This is a genomic window from Ensifer sp. 38_S197, assembly GCF_056924495.1.
Map to the genome: position 1 here is coordinate 999,163 of NZ_JBXOVZ010000001.1, position 25,375 is coordinate 1,024,537.

Annotated in this window: 27 protein-coding genes; 17 read left to right on the forward strand and 10 right to left on the reverse strand. The window is 63.2% G+C overall.

The features are described 5' to 3' along the window. The first annotated feature begins 39 nt into the window (after positions 1-39). The gene (locus AC1Z3V_RS04495) at positions 40-1,056 is read left to right on the forward strand and encodes a LacI family DNA-binding transcriptional regulator (protein ID WP_429814459.1); all 1,017 of its coding nucleotides are present in this window, start codon (positions 40-42) and stop codon (positions 1,054-1,056) included. Between the two features lie 546 nt (positions 1,057-1,602). Here AC1Z3V_RS04495 and AC1Z3V_RS04500 read toward each other — a convergent pair. After that, entirely contained in the window at positions 1,603-2,520 is a 918-nt protein-coding gene (locus AC1Z3V_RS04500) for a LysR family transcriptional regulator (RefSeq protein ID WP_483497478.1), read from the reverse strand. A 92-nt stretch (positions 2,521-2,612) separates the two neighbouring features. Between AC1Z3V_RS04500 and AC1Z3V_RS04505 the strand changes: the two genes are divergently transcribed. From AC1Z3V_RS04505 to AC1Z3V_RS04515, 3 genes are all read left to right on the forward strand, one after another. Beyond that, the gene (locus AC1Z3V_RS04505; RefSeq protein WP_483497480.1) at positions 2,613-3,011 is read left to right on the forward strand and encodes a VOC family protein; all 399 of its coding nucleotides are present in this window, start codon (positions 2,613-2,615) and stop codon (positions 3,009-3,011) included. Beyond that, positions 2,998-3,669, forward strand: coding sequence for an SDR family oxidoreductase (locus AC1Z3V_RS04510; protein WP_483497482.1), 672 nt, complete (start codon positions 2,998-3,000; stop codon positions 3,667-3,669). The genes AC1Z3V_RS04505 and AC1Z3V_RS04510 overlap by 14 nt, the downstream gene beginning before the upstream one ends. A gap of 124 nt (positions 3,670-3,793) precedes the next feature. Then, on the forward strand, positions 3,794-4,810 hold the full coding sequence (locus AC1Z3V_RS04515; RefSeq protein WP_483497484.1) for a zinc-binding alcohol dehydrogenase family protein: 1,017 nt from the start codon (positions 3,794-3,796) through the stop codon (positions 4,808-4,810). A 41-nt stretch (positions 4,811-4,851) separates the two neighbouring features. Here AC1Z3V_RS04515 and AC1Z3V_RS04520 read toward each other — a convergent pair whose 3' ends face one another. The 3 genes from AC1Z3V_RS04520 to AC1Z3V_RS04530 form a co-directional block, all read right to left on the reverse strand. Beyond that, positions 4,852-5,346 (reverse strand): GAF domain-containing protein, encoded by a 495-nt coding sequence (locus AC1Z3V_RS04520; RefSeq protein WP_483497485.1) that lies wholly within the window; start codon positions 5,344-5,346, stop codon positions 4,852-4,854. 168 nt (positions 5,347-5,514) lie between these two features. Then, the gene (locus AC1Z3V_RS04525) at positions 5,515-6,462 is read right to left on the reverse strand and encodes a serine hydrolase domain-containing protein (protein WP_483497486.1); all 948 of its coding nucleotides are present in this window, start codon (positions 6,460-6,462) and stop codon (positions 5,515-5,517) included. 99 nt (positions 6,463-6,561) lie between these two features. Next, positions 6,562-7,134 (reverse strand): TetR/AcrR family transcriptional regulator, encoded by a 573-nt coding sequence (locus AC1Z3V_RS04530; RefSeq protein WP_483497487.1) that lies wholly within the window; start codon positions 7,132-7,134, stop codon positions 6,562-6,564. A gap of 87 nt (positions 7,135-7,221) precedes the next feature. On the opposite strand from AC1Z3V_RS04530, the gene AC1Z3V_RS04535 reads away from it, so the two are divergent. The 4 genes from AC1Z3V_RS04535 to AC1Z3V_RS04550 all read left to right on the forward strand — a co-directional run bounded on the left by AC1Z3V_RS04535 (position 7,222) and on the right by AC1Z3V_RS04550 (position 10,771). Then, on the forward strand, positions 7,222-8,130 hold the full coding sequence (locus AC1Z3V_RS04535) for an SDR family oxidoreductase (protein WP_429814046.1): 909 nt from the start codon (positions 7,222-7,224) through the stop codon (positions 8,128-8,130). Between the two features lie 159 nt (positions 8,131-8,289). Further along, on the forward strand, positions 8,290-8,544 hold the full coding sequence (locus AC1Z3V_RS04540; RefSeq protein WP_429814048.1) for a hypothetical protein: 255 nt from the start codon (positions 8,290-8,292) through the stop codon (positions 8,542-8,544). Between the two features lie 333 nt (positions 8,545-8,877). Then, complete coding sequence (locus tag AC1Z3V_RS04545; protein ID WP_483499552.1) at positions 8,878-9,867, forward strand: hypothetical protein; 990 nt, start codon at positions 8,878-8,880, stop codon at positions 9,865-9,867. An 82-nt stretch (positions 9,868-9,949) separates the two neighbouring features. Continuing rightward, complete coding sequence (locus AC1Z3V_RS04550; protein WP_483497489.1) at positions 9,950-10,771, forward strand: L,D-transpeptidase; 822 nt, start codon at positions 9,950-9,952, stop codon at positions 10,769-10,771. Between the two features lie 45 nt (positions 10,772-10,816). Here the strand turns inward: AC1Z3V_RS04550 and AC1Z3V_RS04555 are convergent, their stop codons facing one another. Further along, positions 10,817-11,533 (reverse strand): L,D-transpeptidase, encoded by a 717-nt coding sequence (locus tag AC1Z3V_RS04555; RefSeq protein ID WP_483497491.1) that lies wholly within the window; start codon positions 11,531-11,533, stop codon positions 10,817-10,819. Positions 11,534-11,718: 185 nt separating this feature from the next. Then, positions 11,719-12,474, reverse strand: coding sequence for a L,D-transpeptidase (locus AC1Z3V_RS04560; protein WP_483497492.1), 756 nt, complete (start codon positions 12,472-12,474; stop codon positions 11,719-11,721). 115 nt (positions 12,475-12,589) lie between these two features. Between AC1Z3V_RS04560 and AC1Z3V_RS04565 the strand changes: the two genes are divergently transcribed. From AC1Z3V_RS04565 to AC1Z3V_RS04575, 3 genes are all read left to right on the forward strand, one after another. Further along, entirely contained in the window at positions 12,590-13,252 is a 663-nt protein-coding gene (locus AC1Z3V_RS04565) for a response regulator (protein ID WP_483497493.1), read from the forward strand. Then, positions 13,252-14,625: an ATP-binding protein gene (locus AC1Z3V_RS04570; protein WP_483497495.1), complete on the forward strand. Its 1,374-nt coding sequence runs from the start codon at positions 13,252-13,254 to the stop codon at positions 14,623-14,625. The genes AC1Z3V_RS04565 and AC1Z3V_RS04570 overlap by 1 nt, the downstream gene beginning before the upstream one ends. A gap of 227 nt (positions 14,626-14,852) precedes the next feature. Continuing rightward, positions 14,853-15,287 (forward strand): GFA family protein, encoded by a 435-nt coding sequence (locus AC1Z3V_RS04575; protein WP_429814063.1) that lies wholly within the window; start codon positions 14,853-14,855, stop codon positions 15,285-15,287. Between the two features lies 1 nt (position 15,288). Here AC1Z3V_RS04575 and AC1Z3V_RS04580 read toward each other — a convergent pair whose 3' ends face one another. Then, positions 15,289-16,965: a SulP family inorganic anion transporter gene (locus AC1Z3V_RS04580; protein ID WP_483497496.1), complete on the reverse strand. Its 1,677-nt coding sequence runs from the start codon at positions 16,963-16,965 to the stop codon at positions 15,289-15,291. A 289-nt stretch (positions 16,966-17,254) separates the two neighbouring features. Between AC1Z3V_RS04580 and AC1Z3V_RS04585 the strand changes: the two genes are divergently transcribed. Next, a complete protein-coding gene (locus AC1Z3V_RS04585) occupies positions 17,255-17,572 on the forward strand; it encodes a potassium channel family protein (RefSeq protein ID WP_483497498.1) in 318 nt (105 codons plus the stop codon). Between the two features lie 51 nt (positions 17,573-17,623). Here the strand turns inward: AC1Z3V_RS04585 and AC1Z3V_RS04590 are convergent, their stop codons facing one another. From AC1Z3V_RS04590 to AC1Z3V_RS04600, 3 genes are all read right to left on the reverse strand, one after another. Continuing rightward, entirely contained in the window at positions 17,624-18,226 is a 603-nt protein-coding gene (locus AC1Z3V_RS04590; protein WP_429814072.1) for a nitroreductase family protein, read from the reverse strand. Positions 18,227-18,272: 46 nt separating this feature from the next. Then, positions 18,273-18,485, reverse strand: a complete 213-nt coding sequence (locus tag AC1Z3V_RS04595) for a hypothetical protein (protein WP_483497499.1) — start codon at positions 18,483-18,485, stop codon at positions 18,273-18,275. Between the two features lie 281 nt (positions 18,486-18,766). Then, a complete protein-coding gene (locus AC1Z3V_RS04600) occupies positions 18,767-18,967 on the reverse strand; it encodes a hypothetical protein (RefSeq protein ID WP_483497501.1) in 201 nt (66 codons plus the stop codon). Positions 18,968-19,067: 100 nt separating this feature from the next. Between AC1Z3V_RS04600 and AC1Z3V_RS04605 the strand changes: the two genes are divergently transcribed. The 5 genes from AC1Z3V_RS04605 (at position 19,068) to AC1Z3V_RS04625 (ending at position 25,374) form a co-directional block, all read left to right on the forward strand. Beyond that, a complete protein-coding gene (locus tag AC1Z3V_RS04605; protein WP_483497503.1) occupies positions 19,068-19,961 on the forward strand; it encodes a LysR substrate-binding domain-containing protein in 894 nt (297 codons plus the stop codon). A gap of 90 nt (positions 19,962-20,051) precedes the next feature. Continuing rightward, positions 20,052-20,876 carry an N-formylglutamate amidohydrolase gene (locus AC1Z3V_RS04610; RefSeq protein WP_483497504.1) on the forward strand — a complete coding sequence of 275 codons (825 nt, stop codon included), beginning with the start codon at positions 20,052-20,054 and terminating at the stop codon, positions 20,874-20,876. Further along, positions 20,873-22,756, forward strand: coding sequence for a peptidase MATCAP family protein (locus AC1Z3V_RS04615; protein ID WP_483497506.1), 1,884 nt, complete (start codon positions 20,873-20,875; stop codon positions 22,754-22,756). The genes AC1Z3V_RS04610 and AC1Z3V_RS04615 overlap by 4 nt, the downstream gene beginning before the upstream one ends. Positions 22,757-22,825: 69 nt before the next feature. After that, complete coding sequence (locus AC1Z3V_RS04620; RefSeq protein WP_483497508.1) at positions 22,826-23,872, forward strand: glutathione synthetase; 1,047 nt, start codon at positions 22,826-22,828, stop codon at positions 23,870-23,872. A gap of 215 nt (positions 23,873-24,087) precedes the next feature. Then, positions 24,088-25,374: a sugar MFS transporter gene (locus tag AC1Z3V_RS04625; protein ID WP_483497510.1), complete on the forward strand. Its 1,287-nt coding sequence runs from the start codon at positions 24,088-24,090 to the stop codon at positions 25,372-25,374. Position 25,375: the final 1 nt, after the last annotated feature.

Here is a 25,375-nt window from a genome sequence, read left to right on the forward strand (position 1 = left end):
ATATGGGGTATTGCGGCCGTGGACAGACAGATCAAGACGATGGAGGATTTTTCGGAGTTCGTCGGCTTGTCGCGCCCCACGGTCTCCAAATACTTCAATGATCCGGGCTCTGTTCGGAAGAAGACCCGCGATGCTATCGAGGCGGCGATCAAGCAGTCGGGCTTTCGCCCCAACATCTTCGCGGTCAATCTCAACCGCCGCCGCACCAATATCCTCGGCGTCATCGTACCGAACTCGACCGACCCGTTCTACATGGCCCTGACGCGCCGGATCGAGCACATTGCCAACCAGGCGGGTTTTCTTGCCTTCGTGCTGTCCTCCGACGGCCGGCCGGAGATGGAAGAGCGGGCGATCGAGACCTTCAAGTCGATGAACGTCGCCGGGGCCATCATCGCGCCGCTCGGCGTGCAATCGCATCATAAGACGCTGACGGCGCTCGGCGAGAGCATTCCACTGATCTATGTGGACTCGCCCCTCGACGACAGTTCCTCCTTCGTTGGTACCGACAACCGTCAGAGCTTCCGGCTGATGGTCGATTATCTCTGCCGCTCCGGCAGCCCGCCCTGCTACCTCGGCATGCCGCCGGTCAACAACAATGCAATCGCCCGGCGCGACGCCTATCTCGAGGCAATGCAGCAGTTGAAGATGGAGCCGGCGCTGGTCGAGACCACGCCGAACGCCTCCTGGGACTTCGAGAAATTCGGCTTTGATGAAACGCTGCGCATCCTCGGTGCCGGTGGTTTTCCGACGCAGACGGTGCTTTGTGCCAACGACCGCGTCGCCTTCGGCGTCATCGCCGCCGCCTTCCAGTCGGGCCTCAAGGTCGGGCGCGATGCAGATTCCGACCTGCGCGTCGCCGGCCACGACGACCATCCGCTCTCGCGCTACACCTGTCCGCCGCTGACGACGGTCGCCCAGAACTACAACGAGATCGGCCGGCTGGCCATCGAACTGCTTCTGTTCAAGCTCGGGGAAACCTCCGACGACGGCGGTGCCTTCCCCGAGAACGAGCGCATTCTCTTGAGCGCCGAGATCATGCTGCGCGGTTCGGCCTAGGCCGATCCAGCAATAACCGGAATCGGTTTTCCGCCTGGGTTTCGGCCGTCTCGGAGGGACGGAGCCGAAGCGGAACGATATCGCCACCGCGGTGTCCGGATAGCCATGTGTTCATGGTGTACGCGCGAAGGACACTCTATCTCATGTTGCTCTGCGCAAAACACCATCGTCTCATCGATGACGAAGCGCCTTAGCCCATCGTCGAGAAGTGCTGAATTTTTGCTTCATGGTCACCGCCCGCGCAAACTAAGGGCTCTCTCAAGTCTGTGAAAGGCGATACAAATCCTCGGACAATAGGTTCTATGCGCCGAGTTTTCGTATCAATGTCTCGCTCCACTCAACGTCAAATCGCCCGGACCGTGTTCATCGAGCGCGGAATAGCACGCTTGGCGGAGCTTCGGAACGCTGGTGTGACAGCGGCAACCATGAGCGGACCTGCGGCACGAAGAACGAAACCGCAACGGGGCCGGTGAAGCCCTATATTGGAAAAGAACTGTTGCACGGAGGCCACGGCAGCCGACGATGGCATGAGTGCGACCGCCGATGTCAGGTGCGTCGCGTGCTCGCCAGCACGTTCGCCATGGAAGTCAGTTCCGAGGCGATGCGATCGATCAACAGCCGCACACGCCGCGGCTGCACGCTTGCCGGCGGATAGACGATCTGCAGTCCTGTTTCTCCGGACGCGAAGTCCGCAAGCAACTCGACGAGCGCGCCAGAGGCCAGGTCCTCCGCAATATCCCAGACGGATTTCAGCGCGATGCCGTGGCCGGCACGGCACCATTCGGCTACCAACCCGCCGTCATTGGCAACGCGTCTGCCGCGCACCATGATCTTGTGTGGCTTGCCATCGACCTGAAAGGCCCATTCACGATCGAGATTGGCACCGAAGCGCATGACGATGCAGTCGTGACGGGAGAGATCGTCCGGATGTTGCGGCCTGCCCATGGCTTCAAGATAGGCAGGCGCCGCACAGACGGCGCGGCGGTTCTCGCCGAGGATGCGCGACCGAAGCGTGCTATCGGCCAGAACACCGTGGCGGATGGCGAAGTCCATGCCCTGTCCGACGAGATCGACGTAGCCATCGGTGAGGTTGAGATCCACGGTCACATCAGGGTGTTCGGCAAGAAAGCGATCGAGGATCGGCACGATGTAGCGCCGACCCATATCCTCGGGCGCACTCAGGCGGATCGGTCCGGAGATGGTACGGGTTCCCGATCGGATGCCGGCCTCCAGTTCTCCGGCCTCCGCCAGCAGGCGGCGGGCACCGTCCACCAGAAGGCGCCCCTCTTCCGTCAGGCTGATCGCCCGCGTCGTTCGCTTCAGCAGGGCTGCGCCATAGTGCGCTTCGAGTGCGGCCAACCGCTCGGAAACGGAGGCCGGCGACAATCCCTTCTCGCGCCCGGCGGCGGAAAGCCCACCCTTTTCGACGATCAGGAGAAACAGGGCGAGGTTGTCGAGCAGCATCTTTCGCTTTCTCCGAAATATAATTTTGGAACTAAGCCAATTATCCGGATGCGTCGCAATAGCTAAATTCCCAATCGAAAAGGAGGCGCGAGATGCAGCTCGACCACGTCACAATCCGCACAGGCGACATCGACGCAACGCGCGCGTTCTTCGAAACGGTCTTCGATCTCACCATCGGCGAGCGTCCGTCGGCCATCCGGCGCATCCCCGGCTTCTGGCTCTACGCCGAGGGTAGGCCGATCGTTCATATCATCGGCAGCTACGGCAACGGTTATGACCGTGCGGCCGAAGCGATCGATCACGTCGGCTTCCGGCTCGAAGGTTATGCCACCTTTCGCGCCCGGCTAGACCGGCTTGCGATCCCCTATTCGACGATGGATCTCGCCGAAATCGGCGAACGCCGACTTTTCCTGCGCGCGCCCGGTGGTCCGCTGCTCGAAGCCGTCTTTTGCGAACCCATTCCCGTGGAGAATGACCATGACATTCAATAACAACACCGTCTCCGTCGTCATCGGTGGCACCAGCGGCATCGGCGCCGCCGTCGCCAGGGCGCTGATGCAGCGCCCCGGCCGGGTCGAGATCGCCAGCCGCGCCACCGGCCTCGACATTGCCGACAGCACAGCGGTTACCGCATACTTCCGCAAGCTCGGTCCGATCGACCACTTGATCGTCACGGCCGGTTCCGCCGCTCCGGGCGGCAAGATCAGCGATATCGATCTGGGCACCGCCAAGGCTACCTTCGACGTCAAGTTCTGGGGTTCGGTCGTGCTCGCCCGCGAAGCGGCCCGCTACATGCCTGCCGGCGGCACCATCACCTTCACCTCCGGGTTCCTCGCCCGTCGGACAGTACCCGGCACCTTCGTCAAGACGGCGATGAATGCCGCCCTCGAAGCCACGGCGAAGGTGCTGGCCAAGGAACTTGCACCGCTGCGCGTCAACGTCGTCAGCCCCGGGCTGACGCAGACGGAAGCCTATGCCGGCATGACCGGCGAGGCGCGCGACGCAATGTTCGACCGCGCCGCCGCAACCTTGCCCACCGGCCGCTTCGGGCAGCCCGAAGATATCGCCAGCGGCTATCTCTTCGCCATCGATAATCCCTTCGTCACCGGATCAGTGATCGACATCGAAGGCGGCGCGCTCATCAGTTGACTGAGGCCGCCCGAAGGCTTTGCTCGCAGCATGCGCGGCGCCTATTCTGGTTGGATCATCGGCGCCAGCCGTGACGGCCGAGAGAATTCGCAACAGCAGACCGTTTACCCATAAGGAGCACACCATGAAAGCCGTCGCCCTCACCCGTTATCTTCCGGTTTCCAACCCGGAGAGCTTCCTCGACGTCACCCTGCCGAAGCCGGTGCCCGCGGGGCGCGATATCCTGGTCGCTGTCAGCGCCGTCGCCGTCAATCCGGTTGACGTCAAGATGCGCGCGCCGAAGGACAAGATCGAGGAGACGCCGCGCGTCCTTGGCTGGGATGCGAGCGGCGTGGTCGAGGCGGTCGGGCCCGCCGTGACGCTGTTCAAGCCCGGTGACGAGGTCTACTACGCTGGCGACCTGACGCGGCCCGGCACCAACCAGCAATACCACCTCGTCGACGAGCGCATCGTCGGACGCAAGCCGAAGAGCCTCTCCTTTGCCGAAGCGGCCGCCCTTCCGCTGACGACGATCACCGCTTACGAAGCCTTCTTTGATCGCCTGGGGATCGACCGGGACGGTGCCGACCGCGGCCAGTCGATCCTGATCGTCGGCGGTGCCGGTGGCGTCGGCTCGATCGGCATCCAGCTTGCCAAACGCGCGGGCCTCACCGTTGTCGCCACGGCGTCGCGGCCGGAAACCATCGCCTGGGTGAAAGAGCTTGGCGCCGACCATGTCGTCAGCCATCGCGAGCCGATGGTCGAACAGGTCCGTGCGCTTGGTTTCAACCATGTCGACCACATCGCCATTTTCAACGACATGCGCCACTGGGACGCCGCCGTCGAACTGATCCGCCCTCAAGGCGGCATCGTCTCGATCGACAATACCGATGTGCCGATGCCGATGGCCGGCATGAAGACCAAGGCGGCCAGCCTCCACTGGGAGTTCATGTTCGCCCGGCCGATGCATCAGACGCCCGACATGATCGAGCAACACCGTCTCTTGTCCTTCGTCGCCGACGAGATCGATGCAGGCCGGCTGAAGACGACGCTTGCCGAGGTCCTGTCGCCGATCAATGCCGCAAATCTGCGCGAAGCGCATCGGCGCATCGAAACAGGGGCTGCCAAGGGCAAGATCGTCATCGAAGGCTTTGGCGACTGATGCCCGAGCAGGCCGCGGCCGTCACGGCGCTACCGGCCTGATTAAGCGAAATCGCTCGCCGCGACATAGATGGCTGCGAGCGCCTCGAACCCGACCTGATCTTCGGCATCAAACCGGCCAGGACTCGGGCTGTCGAGATCGAGCACGCCAAGCACCTTCCCGTCCTTGACCAGCGGCACGACGAGCTCCGAGCGTGACGCGGCATCGCAAGCAATATGCCCGGCAAAGGCATGGACGTCCGGGACCAGCATCGTCCGCCGTTGCGCGGCGGCGGCGCCGCAGACGCCTTTACCAACGGGTATCCGTACGCAGGCGACCTTCCCCTGGAACGGCCCGAGCACGAGCTCGTCGTTCGAGCGCAGAAAATAAAAGCCAGCCCAGTTCAGATTCGGCACGAGATCGAAAACAAGCGCCGAGAGATTGGCGGCATTGGCGATGAAGTCGCGCTCGTCGTGCAGCAGGCCACCGAGCTGGCCGGCGAGTTCACGATAGAATTCGGACTTGTCGGCGGTTTCGATAGTTTTCGAGGCAAACACGGTCCTACCTTTCAAATCTCGGCATCACGCCGCTTGGTCGCTCAATGATCATGGCGGCTCGCCAACGGCTGATCGCGGCATTTGCGACCATTGGCCCAGCAATATCACCATCCTCGGAGACAGCAAAATTGCGATCAGGCGATATATCGATACAGTCCGCCCAGGTTCTCAGCCATCCGTTTCTGGATCGCCCTTCACCGTCGTGATGATTTCGCCGAGCACCAGATGCAGCGCATCGCGGTAGCCATTACGGGCCGAAGGCCCGCTCTCGGCCGATGTCATGACGACGGTCAGATCGAGGCTCGGCACGATGTAGAGCATCTGGCCGCCATAACCCCAGGCGAAATGCACGTCTTCACCGGCAATTCGGCGCTCAAACCAACCATAGCCGTAGGAGTCTCCGGAAAACCGCGAATTGGTGCGATGCTGCCAGGACGCTTCGATCCATGCCGGAGACACGAGCTGCGCGCCTGACGCCGTGCGGCCGCCATTTCGGTAGAGTTCGCCGAAGGCAAGAAGCGAGCGGGCACTCATCGCCATCTGGTTGCCGCCGAGATAGATCCCCTGCGGGTCGCGATCCCAGGCTCCGATGCGGAAGCCTTCGAGCGGCCCGAGCCAGTCGCGCGCCAGGGTGAGGGTCGACTTGCCGCTCACTTTCGTCAGGATCGCGGAAAGAAGATGTGTCGAGGCGGTCGAATAGAGCATCTGGCCGCCCGGATCATCATCGAATGGCTGCGCGAGCGCCGTGCGCACCCAGTTGCGGCTGGCGACCCAACGGCCGTAGTTCGGTCCTGAAAGACGCCCAAGCCCGGCCTGCAGCCCCTTATCGATGGCGATGCCGACAAGCGCCGAGATGATCGATTTCGACGCCGATTTGATGTTCGTCGCGTCCGTCACCCGGTTGCCGCGATAGCCGCGTTCCGCCAGGATTTCGCCGTCGCGGCCGACGATCACGGTCTTCAGCGGTTCGAGTTCTGTGCGCGATGCCAATTCCTTGAGGAGAGCCGAAACCGGCGCCTGCACCTCGGCGGCAGCCGGCAGGATGAAGAACGTCCAGAAGACGAACGTCGGGGCCAAGAGTGTTCGGGCGAAGACGGCGATGGCGAATCTGATCATGGATCAGCATCTAAGACCGCCCGGCCCCTGCGTCATCCGCCGCGCCGCCATTTCACGGTGATTTGAAATCCGGGTGACCGCCGGGCCGTGATGCCGACTTCAGGCCGCCGGCTGCCTTGCAAAGGCCCCCACGAAGCGCCGCAGGCTTTGTTCGACGAATTCCGTGACCGGTACTTGCGGATCGAAGCTCCACCAGAGCAGCGCCCCCTGCCATTGCGCCGCCATCAGCAAACCTAGTCCTGGAGCCGCTGCGGGCAATCCCGACAGACACTCGTCAAGCACACCCGAAAGTACGTCGCGCCATTTGGCGCCCCGCGCGCGGAGCTTCGGATCGCGTAGGTCTTCGCGAAGAATCCGGAGATCGTCGGCATAGGATTCGATGGCGCCATAGTCGCCGGAAAGGCCGACGAGCAGCGTAATGGCGCCCTCCGGTGTGCGACGGACGGTCGCCGCCAGTTCCGCCGTCTGCCGATCGAGACCGTCCCAGGCTTGCGTCAGCGCACTCTGGATCAATCGCGCCTTGTTTTCGAAACGCTGCACCAGCGTGGCACCGGAGAGCCCTGTCCTGGCAGCGAGCGCGGCAAAGGTCAGTCCATCCGGACCTTCGGCCCGCATCAACGCGAATGCAGTGGCCAGCACCTCCTCGTCGGGCATCGTTTTCGGGCGGGGCATCTTGACTCTCATTTATAACCGAACAATCATTTATATATCACAGTCGAAAGAAAACGCCAGACGGCAACCGGCCCAACGGAGGAAAACATGTCTCTCGAAGGAAAAATCGCGCTCGTCGCCGGCGCGACGCGAGGCGGCGGGCGGGGCATCGCCGCCGAACTCGGCGCCGCCGGTGCCACCGTCTACGTGACAGGGCGAACCACGCGGCAGCAACAATCCGACTACGGACGGCCCGAGACGATTGAAGAGACGGCTGAGATCGTAACCGGTCTCGGCGGCAAGGGGATTTCCGTTCAGGTCGATCATTTGCAGCCAGCCCAGGTAAAAGCACTCATCGATCGCATCCGCGAGGAACAGGGACGGCTGGACATCCTGGTCAACGATGTCTGGGGCGGTGAATTGCTGTTCGAATGGAACAAGCCGGTCTGGGAGCACAATCTGGAAAATGGCCTGAAGCTGCTGCGCCTCGGCGTCGACACCCACCTGATCACCGCCCACTACGCCCTGCCGCTGATGATCGAAAGGCCGGGCGGCCTGCTGGTCGAGGTGACCGACGGCACCGCCGAGTACAATGCCGAGAACTATCGATTGTCGCCCTTCTACGATCTTGCCAAGGTTTCGGCCAACCGCATGGCCTGGGCGCACGCCAAGGACTTGGCACCGCATGGCGCGACGTCGGTTTCGATCACGCCTGGCTGGATGCGCTCGGAGATGATGCTGGAGCATTTTCAGGCAACCGAAGAAAACTGGCTGGATGGGGCGAAGGTGCAGCCGCACTTCGTCATTTCCGAAACACCACGCTTCGTCGGCCGCGCCGTCGCGGCCCTCGCGGCAGATCCGGAGAAGGCCCGCTGGAACGGCCAGTCGCTTTCGAGTGGCGGGCTGGCTCAGGTTTACGGCTTCACCGATCTCGACGGCTCGCAGCCCGATTGCTGGCGCTACATGCGCGAGGTGATGGAGGCCAACAGGCCGGCCGATGCCACTGGATATCGCTGAAGCGAGCCAGGCACTACCGCTCGCGAAGAAACGCAATCCATCGTGATGGCCGTGCAGCAAACTTGAAACGGCGCGCCGCCTCCTATAGTCGGAGTTCCAGGCAAACCCAGCGCGCCGCCGCTCCTTATGCGAAGGCGGCGCTATCGAGTGTTATTGAAGATGGCATCGCGGGATCGTTATTCGAGAAAGCTGGAATGCGCGAAATGCGGAGCCTCCGGCTTCGCCGAAGCGTCTGAGAACGACAATGCCAAGAGCGGCAATCGCGGCTTTCTCATCGATGTCATGCCGAAAGGCTTTTCGACCGAACGCACCTCTCCCGATCCCGCCAAGCACATGGTCCGTTGCCGCTGCGGCAACGTCTTCGCCTTCAAACAGAAGACCGTCTACGCCCCCGGCAGCGAACCGCGGGACTGACGCGCCACCGCAATCCGGCCGTCGGCGTTGAGAAAAAATTCACCATCTTGTCTCAACATCGACCCAATCAGCGGGCAGCTAAGGCGGCGCGCGTTCAAGTTTTGTTGATCGCGGACCCCTGCGGCAAAGGCTTGCGGCCAGAGCTGCCACCGCTTAATCGCTGACGTTGAAGCCGAGCCGACACGCGTTGTTTTGCGAATGACCGGCACCCGTACCGCCGGAAAGACGCTTGCGGCGAGAGTATTTCCAGGAGCCCGCATGCGGCGCGAGACAACAAAGAGCCTTTCTTCCGAAACACCTCAGACGGCCAAGTTTTTCGCGCAACTGCACCGCATGCGGTATGCGCTGGCGATCGGAGCAATGGCGCTTGTACTGTCAGGCTGCACGGCGCTCGATGCAGACGACGTGCGAGAACCGCCGCCGATCCCCGCCAAGCTCATTGCCGCCATGGCGAAGAACGGCAGCAAGCCGGAGAGCCCGGTACTGGTTCGCATCTTCAAGCAGGAAAGCGAACTGGAGGTCTGGAAACAGAACAAGCAGGGGCAATATGCGCTTCTGAAGACCTACCCCATGTGCCGCTGGTCTGGAAAACTCGGGCCGAAGACGAAGATCGGCGACCGCCAGGCGCCGGAAGGTTTTTACCATGTCTCCGCCGGCATGCTGAATCCGAAGTCGCAGTACTTCCTGTCCTTCAATCTCGGCTACCCGAACCGGCTGGAGTCGGCGCTCGGCTATAGCGGTGAAGCGCTGATGGTGCACGGCGCCTGCTCGTCGTCAGGCTGCTACGCCCTGACAGATCAGGGCGTCGGCGAGATTTACTCTGTGGTCCAGCGTGCCCTTGCCGGTGGCCAGGGCACCTTCCAGGTGCAGGCCTATCCCTTCCGCATGACGGCTGAAAACATGGCCAAACACCGCGGCGATCCGAATTTCGATTTCTGGAAGAACATCAAGCAGGGCTACGACATCTTCGAGACGACGAAGCGCCAGCCGAAGGTATCCGCCTGTGGTCGCCGCTATGTCTTCAACACCGAGTTCGCCGACGGCGAGCCTTCCGATCCGCTCGCCGCCTGCCGGCCCGCGGTATCGACACCTGACTCCGGGCTCGTTGCGAAGCTGCAATCGGAAGACGCGAAGCTCGCGAGCCTGATGGCAAGCGAGACGCCGGCCCCGCTCAACGCCTATGTCGACGGTGGCATGCATCCAAGCTTCCGGGCGCTTCTTGAGAAAAACGGTGCGGAAAAGCTGGCCGCGAAGATCTCGGGAACTAAGTATCCTATCAGCCGACCCGAAGCGGCGCTGGCGGATCCCTACGCCGGCCTGTAATCGTTCGTCGGCTGGCGACGGACAATTGACTTGAAAGGTCGGTTGCATCGCCAGAAGCGAACACAGGACCATCGAGGGTTCCATGCCTGAAAGAGAGATCCGCCGCCGCACCTTCCTGCAACTCTCCGCGGGGATCGCGGCTGCCGGTCTAGCGGGTTGCGCTTCGACCCGACCGACGGTGACGCGCTCCTATGCGCCGGAGCCCGTCCCCGAGGCGAACGCCTTCCTTGCGGACATGTACGGCGAGAAGCCGAACGAACTTTATCCGCTGCCGGCCATTCCCTACGAGAAGATCGATCCCCGCTTTTATCGCCAGATGGTTGCCGATCCGACCGGCGAAAAGCCGGGCACGCTGGTCGTCGACGTCGGCAGCCACTTTCTCTACCGGGTCTACGAGAACGGCCAGGCGATGCGCTACGGCGTCGGCCTCGGGCGCGCCGGCTTTGCCTGGGCCGGCCGCGGCGTCATCCAGTACAAGCGCGAATGGCCACGCTGGAAGCCGCCGAACGAAATGGTGGCCCGCCAGCCCGAGTTGCAGCAGTTCAGCATCGAGGCGGGCGGCATGGATCCCGGCCTGAAGAACCCGCTCGGTGCCCGCGCCATGTACATCTTCCAGAACGGAGAAGACACGCTCTACCGCATCCATGGCTCGCCGGAATGGTGGACCATCGGCAAGTCCGTGTCGTCGGGTTGCGTGCGCATGATCAACCAGGACGTGGTTGACCTTTACAATCGCGTGCCGAACGGCACGCCGATCGTCGTCACCGACCTGACCGGCGGCGGCATGGTACAATCGCAGCCGATGCCGGAGTCACAGCCACTTCCAGACCAGCAGCCGTTGCCTGAGCCGTCGGACTACATGCAGATGGGCCCGGACGGACTGCCGCCTCCGCAGCCCCTGTAAGGCGCCCCGTCCGGTTCAAGCGTTACACCAGGCCGTAACGCCGCCTTACAGAACGAGAAGCGGCGTCTTGCCCCTCACCCGATCATAGAGATCGATCGCGTCCTGCTGCAGCATGCGTACGCATCCGGCGGACGCGTTCTTGCCGATCGAGCGCCACTGCGGCGAGCCATGAATGCGGTAGAGTGTGTCCTGACCGTTCTGGAAGATGTACATGGCGCGGGCGCCGAGCGGATTGTCGAGGCCCGGATCCATACCGCCGGCTTCGATGCCGTATTTCTTGAGATGCGGTTGGCGCGCGATCATGTCGTCAGGCACGGTCCAGCGCGGCCATTTCCGCTTCCAGTGGACGACGGCGCGCCCCTTCCAGGCGCGGCCCGCGGCGCCGAGACCGACGCCGTAGCGGATCGCGCGACCGCCCGGCAGCACCCAGTACAAGAACATCTTCTGGGTATCGACGACGATGGAATAGGGCGGCTCGCTGGTCACGTAAGCCACCTCCTGGCGCAGAAATTCCGGCTTGATCTCACCGTACTGGATGCCGGGAACGTCGTAGCTCTCGTCCTTTATCGGTGCATAGGCCTTTGCATAATCGAAGGTCTTCGTCGGTTCGACCGCTGCGCCCGCTCCCTCGCCAGGCGGATTGCCGTTTCCGGCGATCGGTTCAATCAGCTTCGGCTTCGGTTCGGGTTTCGGGATCTGCGTACAGGCGCTCAAGACGGAGCTGGCGATCACCGCGAGCAGCGACCGGCGGGACAAATTCATCGACACTTTATTCTATTCCAGGTTGGGATTTCAGTTGGAAATTTTTCCGAGGAGAGGCCCCAGGCTCTTGGGCCGAACCGTGACCGAAATGTGGTGAAAATCATTCTTTGGCGTGGATCGCCACCCACGGAAGGCACTCGCATTCGGAGTGTTGCAGAATTCCCGCGCCGCCACGGTTGCCCGTTCTATCCGATCGCCAGGTCACCCTTTGTCGGATCTGGAATGACGACGATGGTGCTGCCGTCCCGCACCTGGTCGTAGAGATAGACGACGTCCTGATTGAGCAGGCGAATGCAGCCGGACGAAACCGCCTTGCCGATCGAATGCGCCTCGGGGGTACCGTGGATGCGGTAGAGCGTATCCTTGCCGTCCTTGTGGATGTAGAGGGCACGCGCACCCAGCGGGTTCTTCAGGCCCGGGGGCATGCCGCCATTGGCGATGCTGTAGGGAGCGAGCTTCGGCTGGCGCGCCACCATCTCGTCGGGCGGTGTCCAGCGCGGCCATTTGCGCTTGTAGGCGACGACCGCGCGCCCCGACCAGGCGAACCCTTCACGGCCGACGCCGATGCCGTAGCGCATCGCCCGTCGGCGAGGCAGCACGTGATAGAGATACTTCGCCGGCGTATCGACGATCAGCGTGCCGGGCCGCTCATCGGACGGATAGTCCACCTCCTGCCGCCAGAACTTCGGATCGACCTCGGCGACCTTGACTTCGGGGATCGGGAACTCTTCGTCCGGCATCGCAGAGTACATCGGCGGCACGGCCGATCCCGGCGTTGCCCGTACCGGTGCCGCTGTCGGGATTACCACAGGCGTCGTGCGTGCAGTCGCACAGCCGGTGACAAACAGAGAGGCCGCGCCGACGAAAAGGCTGCGGCGGGTGAGCGTGATGCCGGTCTTGTGATCGACGGTGGATGAAGAGGGCTCGTTTGATTCGGTCATATCGGGCATTCAACGACTCGGTTGTTGCAATGCCGATTCACAGGGGAGTCCTACCTTAAGGCTGCCTTAAGGGAGCGCCTTGAGAGTTCGGCTCTCAAAAATGTGAGGAACAGCAATGCGAATCCTGATCGTCGAAGACGACGATATCCTCAGAGACGGCTTGAAGGTGGGCCTGGTGCTGGCCGGCTTCACCACCGATGCCGTCGGCACCTGCGACGCGGCAGCAACTGCGCTCGCCGCTAACAGCTTCGACGCGATCGTGCTCGACCTGATGCTGCCAGATGGCTCTGGCATGGATATCCTCAAGGACTTGCGCTCAGCTCAGAATGACACTCCAGTGCTGCTGCTGACCGCCCGTGACACAGTTCGCGATCGGGTGGCCGGCCTCGACACCGGGGCCGATGACTACCTGGGAAAACCGTTCGACCTCGACGAGGTGGCAGCACGGCTGCGGGCGTTGTCCCGGCGGTCTACGGGGCGCGCAACGGCTGCGCTCGAATGGGCGAGCTTGCGGCTCGATCCCGCTCGACAGTCGGTCGAACAGGCGGGCAAGCCGGTGCAGCTTTCCCGGCGCGAATACTCCATCCTGCATACGCTGATGGCACACCCCGGCGTCATCTTCTCGAAGACCAGGTTGGAAGACAGGCTCTACGGCTGGCAGGAGGAAATCGAAAGCAACGCCGTCGAGGTCCATATCCATCATTTGCGCAGCAAGCTCGGGCCCGGTCTGATCGAAACCGTCAGGGGCATCGGCTATCGGTTGGGCGGGGCCGGCTGATGCGATCGTTGCGCACGCGCCTCTTCGCCATTCTGCTGATCACGACGGGCCTTCTCTGGCTGTCGGCCACGGTCTGGATCTTTCTCAGCACCCGCGCCGAAGTCGAGCGGGTGCTCGACGCACGGCTGATGGAGGCCGCGCGCATGGTGAATTCGCTGATCGTCAGCCCCGAAATGTTGAAGGAAGAAGGCGACGCAGGCGCCAACCGCCTGACACCAAGCGCGACCAAGATCCCGCTGCTCGAGCATCCGCACTACGATCGCCAACTCTCCTGTCAAATCTGGTCGCTGGACGGCACGCTGATCGGCAAATCCGACAGCGCTCCCGACACGATCCTTGCGCCACACGCGATGGGCTTCTCGGAAACCGTCATCAACGGCGAGACCTGGCGGGTCTTCGCGGTTGAGAACGCCAGCCTCGGCGTGCGCGTCCTCGTCGGCGACAACCTGCGTATCCGCGACCGGCTGGTCAACGATCTGGTCAAGGGATTGCTGCTGCCGGCCCTGCTGATCATCCCGTTGCTCGCCGTCTTGATCTGGCTCAGCGTTGGGCGCGGGTTGGCACCGCTCAGGAAACTCGCCGGCGATCTCGCAGCGCGCGACGCCTCGGATCTGCACGCGATCGAAGACCTCGGCACGACCCGCGAAATCAGCCCGGTTCTGAAATCCCTGAATGGTCTCTTCGCCCGTGTCGCCGGCGCCCGCGCGCGCGAACAGAACTTCATCGCCTTTGCCGCGCACGAGTTACGCACGCCCCTGGCCGGCCTGAAGACGCAAGCCCAGGTCGCGCTCGCGAGCGACGATGGCGAAATCCGCGAAAAGGCGCTCGGCCAGATCGTCGCCGGGGTCGACCGCACCGGAAAGCTGGTGCGACAATTGCTGGACATCGCTTCGGTCGAGGCCTCAGAGAGCGCCAAACCAGCAGCCGGCTGCAATGTCGGTGAAATGCTGGCGGCCCTTCGGACTGAGCTCGCCGGCCAAGCCTACCGGGTCGACGTCGCCATCGACGCGCAGCTGTTCGGTCTCAGGATCGGCATGGATCCGGACCTCTTCCGGCTGGCGGCACGCAACCTCCTGGAAAACGCCCTCAACCATTCGCCGCCGGGCGCAACGGTCTCCTGCAGCTGCGAGATGGAGGTGGACCACCTCGTCATCGCGATCGAAGACATGGGACCCGGCATCCCCGACGAGGAGATGCCGCATGTTACCGAGCGCTTCTTCCGCGGACGCTTCAAGACGGCGATCGGCAGCGGCCTCGGCTTGAGCATCGTCGAACGGGCGCTGGACCGCACCGGCGCGGAACTCGAACTGCGCAATCGCCAAGCCGGCGGCCTGTCAGCGCGCATCGTGCTGCCGCCGGGCCTCGTGCGGTGAGCTTGCGCCAGAGCCGGACGCGCGGCTTTGCCCAACGGACTGCCGTTCCGCAATTCCCGCGGAAAACCGTTTCACCCTTCGCGGCGCGGCCAGGACTCCCGGCAACTCAAACTAGCTCGAAAGGAGGCGTTGACCTCACACTCAGGCGTGACACGCTCAGGCGTGGGTCACATCGGTCATCCGCGAGGACCAAACTCCGGGTGGCGCGAGCCGAGAGGAGACGAGTCATGGCAGGGAACGGTAGCTACAACGGAAAGTGCTTCTGTGGCGCAGTCGAGATCGAAGTGAGCGGCGACCCGGCCGCCATGGGCTTTTGTCACTGCAGCTCGTGCCGGACGTGGTCGGCGGGGCCAGTGAATGCCTTCACGCTCTGGCCGCCGGAGAAGGTCCGGATCGTCAAGGGCGCGGATAATTTCGTCGGCTATCAGAAGACCCCGACGAGCGTGCGCAAATGGTGCAAGGTCTGCGGCGGGCACCTCATGACCGAGCATCCGCTCTGGGGCGTGACGGACGTCTTTGCTGCCGTCATCCCGGCATTGCCATTCAAGCCCGCGCTCCACGTCAACTATCAGGAGACCGTGCTGCCAATGAAGGACGGCTTGCCCAAATATCGCGATTTCCCACCCGCTTTCGGCGGGACCGGGGAATTGATCGGGGAATGAGTCAGGCCGCCGCCGAAGCGGCGTTCGCCAGGTAGTGCTGGAGGGCGGTGCGGGTGTTGACGAACAGGCGGTCGGGGCCGAGCTGATCGGCAAAACCGGAGGCCCGCACATAGGTGAGCACGTCCGGGTTCAGTTCGGCCAGCCACACGGTGACCCCGTGTTCGCTGATGCGACGCTCGCCTTCCATCATCATCTGCAGCGCGGAATACTCGATGTCGAAGACGCGGCTCATGTCGAGCACGAGAACGCGGGGCCTGTGTTTGGCGACCAGCATCTGCGCCTGGTCTGCCACCTGCTGGGCATTGGCAAAGAACAGGCGTCCCTCCGGCCGAAGAATCAGCAAGCCTTCAAATGTCTCGTCGTCAGGATGATCCCGTGTCAGCGGCCGGAGCCGATCGGTGCCAGGCTTGCGACCGACGACATGCACCTTCGGTGCCGAAGCCTGGCGGGCCAGCCCGATGAACGACAGGATGATCGCGATGATGATGCCTTGGAGCGTGCCGAAGAACAAAACGCCGAGGAAGGCCGCAAGCGCCCATTGAAACTCCATCCGCCTGACCTTGCGAACCGACCAGAAATCGGCCGGCTTGATGAGGCCAACCGAGTAAACGATGACGATCGCCGCGAGGACGGCCTGCGGCAGCAGGCCGAGCAAAGGCGCCAGGACGAGCATGGTCGCCGCCGCGGCCGCAGCAGTGACCAGTGACGCCACTTGCGAATGCCCGCCGACGGCACGCACGACGGCGGTTTGCGATGTGCCGCCACCGGCGCTCATCGCGCCGAACAAGGCACCGGCGAGATTTGCGGCGCCCGTCGCCAGCAACTCGCGGTTCGCCCTGATCGGCGGGTCGGAGGGAGCGGCAAATGCACGCCCGGCGGCGATGGTCTCGGTGAAGCTCATCAGCGCAATCCCCAGAGCACCGGGCAGCAGTTCTCGGGCAAGACCGAGGCTAGGCAGGGTGATCGAGGGCAGCGACTGCGGAATGAAGCCGACGATGGAGACGCCGAGCGCCTGGAGACCGGCAAACCAGGAAAGCGCAATGCCCGCCGCCACCGCCAGAAGCGGCGCCGGCGAATGCGGCCAGAGCCGTTCCATCGCCAGAAGCGCCACTAGGGCCGCAGCCGCGATCGCCAAGGTGAGCGTCGAGGTTTCAGGCAGGTGGCCGGCGATGCTGAGGATATCCCGGAAGAAGCCTTCCTTGGTGATGTGAAGGCCAAGCAGCTTCGGCACCTGATCGAGCACGATGACCAGGCCGATGCCGGCCTTGAAGCCGATCAGGACCGGCGAGGAGATGAAATTGGCGACGAAGCCGAAGCGGAGAACCGAAGCGAGGATAAGAAGGCCGCCGGTCATCGCCGTCAGCGTCGCGGTTGCCGTTATCAGCTTGCCGGGATCGCCATCCGGGACGGCAAGGCCGAGCTGCGTTCCGGCGAGGATCGCAAGGGTGGTCGTCGACGAGACGCTCAGGACCCGGGAGGTGCCGAGAAGCGCGTAGACGATCATCGGCACGAAGGCGGTGTAGAGACCGACACTGACAGGCAGACCGGCGACCGTGGCATAGGCCATCGCCTTCGGCAGAACCACGGCAGCGGCCGTAAGACCTGCAATCACATCGAGCCGTAAACCCGTGGTGAAACCCCGACCGTCGCCGACAGGCGAATGCTCGTTCGATGCCATCCGGACTGCCCTCTGACAGAAGCTTTCATGAAGCAATTCTAAAGCGATAGCACCGGGCCAAATCGGTTGCAAGGATCGCCCGAGCGGCAGATCCAACGTCGCTTCCGGTCTTCCAAAGCAGGCGCTGGCAGGCTGCTCGACTTGCGGCTATCTTGACGACGGCGGACGCAGAGCCGAGAGAAGATCTCGGCGACAGACGCGAAGCGGGATCGTTGGCAGGACGGGCTTCCTGCCCGGCGAGAGGGAGGATTGCGTGGCGGAATCTCATCGCAGGAGCCATTCGAAAAGAATGCGGCGCCTGTTCTTCTCCAATCTTTACCAGCAGCTTCAGGTGCTGTGGCCGATCTTCTCCGCGATCCTGATCGTGATGACCGGGTCCGGTGTCGTCATCGGCCGCATCGAGGACTGGCGGCTCGATGAGGCTCTCTATTTCACCTTCGTTACCGGGCTGACAATCGGCTATGGCGACATCACGCCGAAACACTTGAGCGCACGGCTGCTGGCTCTGGTGATCGGCTTTTCCGGCATCATCCTGACAGGCCTCGTCGCGGCCATCAGCGTGCAGGCGCTGAATGCAACCAGCAGGAATGAAATGGACGAACGCTGAGGAGAGCGAACCGGCCATGCATGCCCGCTCTCCGGCGCAAGCCTACAGCGCTCAGCCGGCCACGAAGCGTCCCTCGGACACGATCTCGGAGAGGGCCTTGCGCGGGCTCGGCTGTTCGCGCTGCTTCAGGGCCTCAGGCAGCAGTGCCTTGTCGCCCTGACGGCCGATCGCGACGGCTGCCTCGATCCGGAAGTTTTCTGGCACTTCGAGTTCGGCGCGCGCGCGATCATAGTCGATGCCGGCCATGCCATGCGCCTGCCAGCCGGAATGGGCCGCCTGCAGGGCGAGCGCACCCCAGGCTGCGCCCGCATCGAAGGAATGGGTGTAGGAGGGCACCTCTTCGCTGGCGCCTGGCGGCAAGAGCGACGTTTTCGACAACACGAAGATGAGGGCCGAGGCCTCTTTTGCCCAACTGCGGTTGAACTCGTTTAGAAGGCCGAGCAGCTTCTCCCAGTCGCGCCCGCCACGGCGGGCATAGACGAAATGCCACGGCTGGGCATTGTAGGCGGATGGCGCCCAGCGGGCGGCCTCCAGGATTTCGAACAGCGCGGCCTCGGAAATCTCTTCGCCGGAATAGGCCCGTGGCGACCAGCGTTCGAGGAAGAGCGGATTGATCGCGTGGTCCGCGACGCGTGAGTTCACATGCAATGTCATGGGGGATGGTCCATTCATCGGCGACGCATGGCCGCCATCGGGTTGGTCATTGGCGGCCGAGGCTTTCGTACCGGTCGCAACGACTTCTCAAGGTCGAGATCTCATCGGAGAGTTCGGCGATACGGTCCCTGAGCTCATTGGCCGTTCCGTCCTCGATATCGTCGAAACCGAAACAGTCCCGCGCCTCGTGCAGTTCCAGCCGCCCCTGCAAGACCTCGCGGATTGCGCTCAAGCGTTCATATTGCCGCAGCATACTCATCTCAGACCTCCTTTCAGCCGGTCGCCGCAATCCGCGCCGACCGGAGGGCGTTTCTGCCCGGCCCGGTTCCTGACCGAGCTTCTCCGAGATTATCCACGCAAATGGTAGATTAAAGGAATTCTGACCCAAAGAGCGTGCGAGGCGTGAAAAAACTGCACCGCCTTTGGTTCATGCCGCAAGTGCAAGCGGCGGGGAGATGAGTTGGGGTTGCCGACAACCCTGTCAGCCCGGTGGCATGGGGTGGACCTGGGCGATGGGAGGCCCGCCCAGGTCGGGAGACGTCAAGCGGTCGGCAGGTCCTTCGCGTCGGGGCGGTTGCCATCAAGGAAACCCATATCCCGCTTCAGGTGATCCGACAGGTCTCTGACGTCGACGACATCAGGCGCCGGGCGCTTCCGGGCGAACAGAAACGCCAGCCAGGAGCCCGCGGAAAAATCGTTTGTCGACGAAAAACGACGTACTTGAATGGTTGTCATAGCCATCATCCTCTTCATCAGTCCGTCTAATGGACGGACCTTGAAAATGGTTATGAACCACATCACCTTCCAATCGAATTTCGCTCACCATACATAAGGCCATTTAATGCATAAGACACTTCCGCTCCCGCCATTGACGGCGATACGCGTCTTCGAGGCGGTTGCCCGGCATGGAAGCTTCACCAAGGCCGCAACCGAGCTCGGCATGACCCAGGCGGCGGTGAGCTATCAGATCAAGGTTCTCGAGGATCGTGTCGGCGCACCCCTGTTTTTGCGCCGACCGCGCCAGATCGCTCTGACCGAGGTGGGGCAACGGCTCGCGCCCCCCGTGACGCAGGCCTTCGAGCAGCTCAGCGAAGCCTACGTGACAGCGCGCGGCGGTGCCCAGGGAACGCTGGTGATCAGCACGATCGCCACCTTCGCCTCCAACTGGCTGGCGCGGCGCCTTGGCTCCTTCCAGATCGCTCACCCCTCGCTTGCCGTCCGCCTTCAAACCGAGCCCCACCTGGTCGACTTCAGCCGCGAAGAGGTCGATATCGGCATTCGCTCAGGCGGCGGCGACTGGCCGGGGCTTGCGGCACACCGGCTCATCAACGCCGATTTCACGCCGATGCTCAGCCCGAGCCTCGCCGCAAGCATCGGCGGGGTGAAGGAGCCGGCCGATCTCCTGCGTCTGCCGCTGCTCGATCCGGGCGACCCCTGGTGGGCCAAGTGGTTCATGGCCGCGAATGTGCCGGCCGAGGGCCTTTCGAGCCGTCCCGGCGCAAGCATGGGCGCACAGGTCTATGAGGGCAATGCCGCGACGGCCGGCCAGGGCGTCGCAATCCTGACGCCCGCCTTCTTTGCCGCGGAATTGGCCGATGGGCGGCTCGTCCAGCCCTTCGATCTCCTCTGCAACGACGACCAGGCCTACTGGCTGGTCTACCCGGAAACGCGGCGCAATTCGTCGAAGATCAGCGCCTTCCGTCAATGGATCCTGGGCGAGCTCGCAGCGACCTGAGCCAAACATTTTTGCCTCGTCCCGGAACTCTCGGGCATCCCCAGGAGTTGCATTCCCGAAGCGCCCATAACGAGGGTAACGGGAGCGAACATGCAACGCGCGCCGACGGAACAGTTCCGTTCAGCCACTGAGAATGCCTGGTGGACTGTCCATCGCGGCGATGGACCGATCGTCGGCACCGCGATCCACAACGGGCATGCCATGCGCCGTGACGCCCGGGCGCTAGCGGCCCTGACGGACGAGCAAAGGCTACGCGAGGAGGATCCGTTCACCGAGTTCATCATCCGGGATCTCGCCAACCGCATCGTCGTCCATCGATCCCGCTTCGAAGTCGACATCAATCGTGCTCGTCCCGGTGCGGTCTACCTCCAGCCGGCTCAGGCTTGGGGCCTTTCCGTCTGGCGGGAGCCGCCACCGGCGGAGCTGATCGAGGCCTCCCTTGCCCTCCATGACGAATACTATGCCATGCTGCGGTCGATGCTGACGGCAATCGAGCGCCGCCACCGACATTTCATCGTTCTTGACGTGCACAGCTACAACCATCGACGTCAGGGGCCAGAGGCCGAACCGGCCGACGGCGCCGAAGCGCCCGAGGTCAATATCGGAACCTCGTCCATGGACCGGGACAAATGGGCCGACGTCATCGACACGCTGATATCAACCGTCGGCGCCACCACGGTCGCGGGCCGGCCGGTGGACGTGCGCGAGAACATCGCCTTCCAGGGGCGTGGAGAACAGACGCGCTTCATCCACGAGCACTTTCCTGATACGGGCTGCGCGATCGCGATCGAGTTCAAGAAAACATTCATGGACGAGTGGACTGGCAAGCCGGACCTCGAAGCGCTGCGGTCGCTGCGCACACTGGTCGGATCACTCGTTCCGGTCCTGACCGAGGCGCTCGCGAGACAACGATGACGGACCAGAGACCCATGCAGACGGGCCCCAGCATGGAGTGGCTCGATGAAGCCATTGTCCGACTGACGGATGGTCGCGCCGTGCGACGGGACTTCGGCGAGGGTGGACGGCTGCACATCGACCGCCTGCTTCCCTTCCTGTGCGTTCATATCGCCGCCGAGCAACAGCAGCCGGTCGCGCGCGACATCGCCCAGGCGAATGCCGCCTATCTGCTGGCGCCGAGCGTCGATATCGCCGCCGCAGTCATCGAACGGGTCGGCCGCGTGATCGAAGAACGACTGGGCATATTCATCGTTCTCGAATTTGCGGAACTCGAAAGCGACGATCCGCCCGCCAAGGACGCGCCTTTCCTGCCGCCGTTCCTGTTCGAGGTTGTCGCCGGGACGACCGGCGCCGAGCAGGTTGCTGCGAAAGCACTGATCGAGACAGCCGCAACGATCGAAGGAAAGTTCCGAACGCCCCATGTGACGCTCGTCGAGCGAAGGCCGGATGCGACCGCACGGCGGAAATCCCTGGCGATCGACTATCCTCATCTCACCGTACGCTTCGCGCCGATCTATTGCGAGCCCGGCACCCGCCGCATCTATCCGCAATTGCGCGAGCGGCTGGTCGCAAGCGTCTTCGATGCCGGCCTTCGGGCCATCACAGCCTTCGCCCGCGCCAGGTCCGACGACTTCCGGATACCGACGCACCGTGCCCTTGGCCGGAAGGCCTTCGTCGACGCGGTCGTGCGCGCCGACCGCGGCATGGACGACATCGCCTCAAGCTTCGATTTCCTGCTCGCGGTAACGCCGATCAACGCCGAGGCCGCCTGGGCCGAGTTCGCGTCGAGCGGCTTTTCGCGAAGCCCTCGCCTCTACTATCGCCCGCTGACGCTGCAGATCGAAACGGCCAAGCGCAAACTCTTCACCCTCAATTTCGAGCATCTCGAAGATCCGCTGCTCTACGCCCTCTATCGCGAAAAGCAGCAGGAGGTCGACCTCCAACTCTCGATGATTTCCGCCCGCGAGACCCGCAAGTTCGTCGAACTCGGTCGTGCTCTCTACGGCCCGGTCGAAGACGAGCTTCTCGATGCCGCTTCCGACGTCCTTGCGAAAGCCGCCGCCGATGGCGACACGTCGCCGACATCCGGCAACAAGCGCGGCTGCGACTACATAAGGGAGCGTGCGCAGGCGATGATATCAGCCTATCGGCGCCAATCGCCCGATTTCACCGCGTCCGCCGAAATTCGCGACGATCTGCCGGCCGGCCTGCTCGTCTCACGTGGCCAATTGCTGATCGCCCGAAGCTCGGCACTCGACGCCGACCGCGTCGAGGCGCTGCTCAACCATGAGGTGGGCGTGCACCTGCTGACCTACTTCAACGGCTCGGCACAGGGCCTCAGGATACTGCGCTCCGGCCTTGCAGGCTACGAGGGCATGCAGGAAGGGCTCGCCGTTTTCGCCGAATACTTGAGCGCCGGCATGACCGCGGATCGGCTGCGGGTGCTTGCGGCGAGAGTGGTCGGCTGCGCGGCCCTGCTTGACGGCGCCGAGTTTCCGGACACCTACCGGCTGCTCGTCGACGACCATGGTTTCGGCACCGCCGAGGCCTTCAACATTACGCTGCGCATCTATCGCGGCGGCGGACTGGTCAAGGACGCGATCTACATGCGCGGCCTGCTGCAGCTTCTCGACCACCTCGCCGACGGCGGCAATCTCGAACCCTTCTGGATGGGCAAGATCGCCGCATCGCATTTCGGCGCAATCCAGGAACTCAATTTGCGCGGCCTCCTTGGTGCCGCGACCATTCGCCCTATTTTTCTCGATGACGTCAAAGCGCGCGACCGGCTTCAGCGAGCCGAGAGGGGAATGACCCCGCTCGACATGGTCGCAGACTAAAGCGCCGTGCGTTCAGATGAACGCACTGAGATCGCAGGATATGTTGGAGTCGGACCGCTAGGAAACCGGATGCGCATCGCCTTTCTCGTCAACTCGATCGAGGGTGAAGAGACGTTTTACGCGACGACGTCGCTGGCGCTTGCAGCGCTCGCCCGAGGCCACGAGATCGCCTACGTCACGCCTGGCGACTTCACCCTGAGACCCGACGGTCGGCTGACGATCCATGCCCTGAGCCTCGGCTCGGCGAAGCCGCGCAAGGCCGAGGCCTTCATCGCCGCGCTGCGAAGCGGCGCCACACGGCGCGACATCCTGGACATTGCCGAAATCCAGGTTCTGTTTCTCAGAAGCGATCCGTCGGAAGACACCGGCCCTCGCTCCTGGGCCGCCCACGCCGGCGTGATCTTCGGACGGCTTGCAGCCGAACGCGGGACAATAGTCGTCAACGACCCCGACGGCCTGGCACGGGCGCAGAACAAGCTCTATCTCCAGGACTTCCCCGAAATCGTTCGGCCGACCACGCTGATCTCGAAGCATATCGAGGAGATAAAGTCTTTTGTCGACGAGCACCCCGGGGGCGTCATCCTCAAGCCGCTGCAAGGTTCCGGTGGCAAGAACGTCTTCAAGGTCAGTTCCAGCCACGAGACGAACCTCAACCAGATATTCGAGGTGGTTTCCGAGATGGGCTATGTGATCGCGCAGGAATATCTGCCGGCAGCGACTGAAGGGGATGTCAGGCTGTTCCTGATGAACGGGCGGCCGCTCAAACGCGGCGATACCTATGCCGCGGTTCGGCGCGTGCCTGCGGACGGCGAGTTGCGGTCCAACATGCATGTCAACGGCAGGCCAACCACCGCGGTGATAACGCCCGAAATGCTCGTCGTCGCCGAACAGATGCGTCCCAAGCTGGTGCGCGACGGCATGTTCCTTGTCGGCCTCGACGTGGTCGGCGACAAGCTCGTTGAGGTGAATGTCTTTACCCCCGGGGCCCTGCCCGAGATCGCCGAACTCACCTCGATCGAGTTCAGTGAGGATATCGTGGCGGCGCTTGAACAGAAGCTCGACATCAAGCGGGCCAACGGCGGCACCCTTTCAAATCGCGAGATTGCTACCCTCTGACCTGCACTCAGTGCCTGCGGCAGACCAACCTGCCCGGAGACCGGGGAAATTCTGCCCTTCGCACTGTCAAAGCCCCGCTCGCGCGGTATAAGCGCCACGCAGCCCGGGGATCTTGGTGCTCCCAAGCGAAGATCACTGGCTGCCGCCGGCGCGTCCAATTGGACGTCCTCCCAAGGCCCAAGATCCGGCGCCAACGACATCATGAGGTTAAACCATTGGCAGGTATCATCACCAAGGGCTCCGAGCCCGCGCGCGCGGTCTCATCCGCGTCATCGGACGCCACGGGCTATCGATTTGCCCTCTTCGCGCTCACCTCACTGTTCTTCATGTGGGGCTTCATCACGTGCCTGAACGACATTCTGATCCCGCATCTGAAGAACGTCTTCTCGCTCAACTACACGCAGTCGATGCTGATCCAGTTCTGCTTCTTCGGCGCTTATTTCATTGTCTCGCTTCCTGCCGGCGCGCTGGTCAAGCGCATCAGCTACAAATGGGGGATCGTGCTCGGCCTCGTCATCGCCGCAGTCGGCTGCGCGCTCTTCGTGCCGGCGGCAAGCTATCGCATCTATGCGCTGTTCCTCGGCGCTCTCTTCGTGCTGGCAAGCGGCATCACGCTGCTGCAGGTCTCGGCCAACCCCTATGTGACCGTGCTTGGTCCGCCGGACACGGCCGCGAGCCGCCTGACGCTGACCCAGGCCTTCAACTCCCTCGGCACCACCCTCGCCCCGATGTTCGGCGCGACGCTGATCCTGTCGGCTGCGGTCGTCGCAACCGCCGACGCGACGCCGGAGCAGTTCGATGCTCTAAGGTTCGCGGAAGCGAGCGCGGTCAAGATGCCCTACCTGCTCCTTGCCGCCGCCTTCCTGCTGCTTGCGGCGCTTTTCGCCGCCCTGAAGCTGCCGACCGTCGAAGTGCATGACGAGATCGAGCCGATCACCGACGGCAAGTCGGCTTGGCACTATCGGCACCTGGTTCTCGGTGCGATCGGCATCTTCGTCTATGTCGGGGCGGAGGTCAGCATCGGCAGCTTCCTCGTCAACTTCCTGAACCAGCCCGACATTGCCGGCCTCTCGGAAGCCGACGCCGCCCACTATGTCATGTATTTCTGGGGCGGAGCGATGGTCGGCCGGTTCATCGGCGCGATTGCGATGCGTTTCGTCGACGATGGCAAGGCGCTCGCCTCCAACGCGGTCGCAGCGATCGTGCTGCTGCTCCTCACCGTCTTTGCCGGCGGCAGCGTTGCTATGTGGTCGGTCCTGGCGATCGGGTTCTTCAACTCGATTATGTTCCCGACGATCTTCAGCCTGGCGCTCTACGGTCTCGGGAAATACACGAGCCAGGGCTCCGGCGTCCTGTGCCTGGCGATCGTCGGCGGCGCGCTCCTGCCACTGATCCAGGGCGGGCTCGCCGACACGGTCGGCATCCATCTCGCCTTCCTGATGCCCGTCGCCTGCTACGCCTATATCGCCTTCTACGGCTTGAAGGGGCACAGGCCGACCTGAT

Bases quoted from the DNA above. Each gene is read 5' to 3' on its own strand.
- AC1Z3V_RS04495 (WP_429814459.1), top strand. From the start codon at position 40: ATGGAGGATTTTTCGGAGTTCGTCGGCTTGTCGCGCCCCACGGTCTCC.
- AC1Z3V_RS04500 (WP_483497478.1), bottom strand. From the start codon at position 2,520: ATGCTGCTCGACAACCTCGCCCTGTTTCTCCTGATCGTCGAAAAGGGT.
- AC1Z3V_RS04505 (WP_483497480.1), top strand. From the start codon at position 2,613: ATGCAGCTCGACCACGTCACAATCCGCACAGGCGACATCGACGCAACG.
- AC1Z3V_RS04510 (WP_483497482.1), top strand. From the start codon at position 2,998: ATGACATTCAATAACAACACCGTCTCCGTCGTCATCGGTGGCACCAGC.
- AC1Z3V_RS04515 (WP_483497484.1), top strand. From the start codon at position 3,794: ATGAAAGCCGTCGCCCTCACCCGTTATCTTCCGGTTTCCAACCCGGAG.
- AC1Z3V_RS04525 (WP_483497486.1), bottom strand. From the start codon at position 6,462: ATGATCAGATTCGCCATCGCCGTCTTCGCCCGAACACTCTTGGCCCCG.
- AC1Z3V_RS04530 (WP_483497487.1), bottom strand. From the start codon at position 7,134: ATGCCCCGCCCGAAAACGATGCCCGACGAGGAGGTGCTGGCCACTGCA.
- AC1Z3V_RS04535 (WP_429814046.1), top strand. From the start codon at position 7,222: ATGTCTCTCGAAGGAAAAATCGCGCTCGTCGCCGGCGCGACGCGAGGC.
- AC1Z3V_RS04540 (WP_429814048.1), top strand. From the start codon at position 8,290: ATGGCATCGCGGGATCGTTATTCGAGAAAGCTGGAATGCGCGAAATGC.
- AC1Z3V_RS04545 (WP_483499552.1), top strand. From the start codon at position 8,878: ATGCGGTATGCGCTGGCGATCGGAGCAATGGCGCTTGTACTGTCAGGC.
- AC1Z3V_RS04550 (WP_483497489.1), top strand. From the start codon at position 9,950: ATGCCTGAAAGAGAGATCCGCCGCCGCACCTTCCTGCAACTCTCCGCG.
- AC1Z3V_RS04555 (WP_483497491.1), bottom strand. From the start codon at position 11,533: ATGAATTTGTCCCGCCGGTCGCTGCTCGCGGTGATCGCCAGCTCCGTC.
- AC1Z3V_RS04560 (WP_483497492.1), bottom strand. From the start codon at position 12,474: ATGACCGAATCAAACGAGCCCTCTTCATCCACCGTCGATCACAAGACC.
- AC1Z3V_RS04565 (WP_483497493.1), top strand. From the start codon at position 12,590: ATGCGAATCCTGATCGTCGAAGACGACGATATCCTCAGAGACGGCTTG.
- AC1Z3V_RS04570 (WP_483497495.1), top strand. From the start codon at position 13,252: ATGCGATCGTTGCGCACGCGCCTCTTCGCCATTCTGCTGATCACGACG.
- AC1Z3V_RS04575 (WP_429814063.1), top strand. From the start codon at position 14,853: ATGGCAGGGAACGGTAGCTACAACGGAAAGTGCTTCTGTGGCGCAGTC.
- AC1Z3V_RS04580 (WP_483497496.1), bottom strand. From the start codon at position 16,965: ATGGCATCGAACGAGCATTCGCCTGTCGGCGACGGTCGGGGTTTCACC.
- AC1Z3V_RS04585 (WP_483497498.1), top strand. From the start codon at position 17,255: ATGCGGCGCCTGTTCTTCTCCAATCTTTACCAGCAGCTTCAGGTGCTG.
- AC1Z3V_RS04590 (WP_429814072.1), bottom strand. From the start codon at position 18,226: ATGACATTGCATGTGAACTCACGCGTCGCGGACCACGCGATCAATCCG.
- AC1Z3V_RS04595 (WP_483497499.1), bottom strand. From the start codon at position 18,485: ATGAGTATGCTGCGGCAATATGAACGCTTGAGCGCAATCCGCGAGGTC.
- AC1Z3V_RS04600 (WP_483497501.1), bottom strand. From the start codon at position 18,967: ATGGCTATGACAACCATTCAAGTACGTCGTTTTTCGTCGACAAACGAT.
- AC1Z3V_RS04605 (WP_483497503.1), top strand. From the start codon at position 19,068: ATGCATAAGACACTTCCGCTCCCGCCATTGACGGCGATACGCGTCTTC.
- AC1Z3V_RS04610 (WP_483497504.1), top strand. From the start codon at position 20,052: ATGCAACGCGCGCCGACGGAACAGTTCCGTTCAGCCACTGAGAATGCC.
- AC1Z3V_RS04615 (WP_483497506.1), top strand. From the start codon at position 20,873: ATGACGGACCAGAGACCCATGCAGACGGGCCCCAGCATGGAGTGGCTC.
- AC1Z3V_RS04620 (WP_483497508.1), top strand. From the start codon at position 22,826: ATGCGCATCGCCTTTCTCGTCAACTCGATCGAGGGTGAAGAGACGTTT.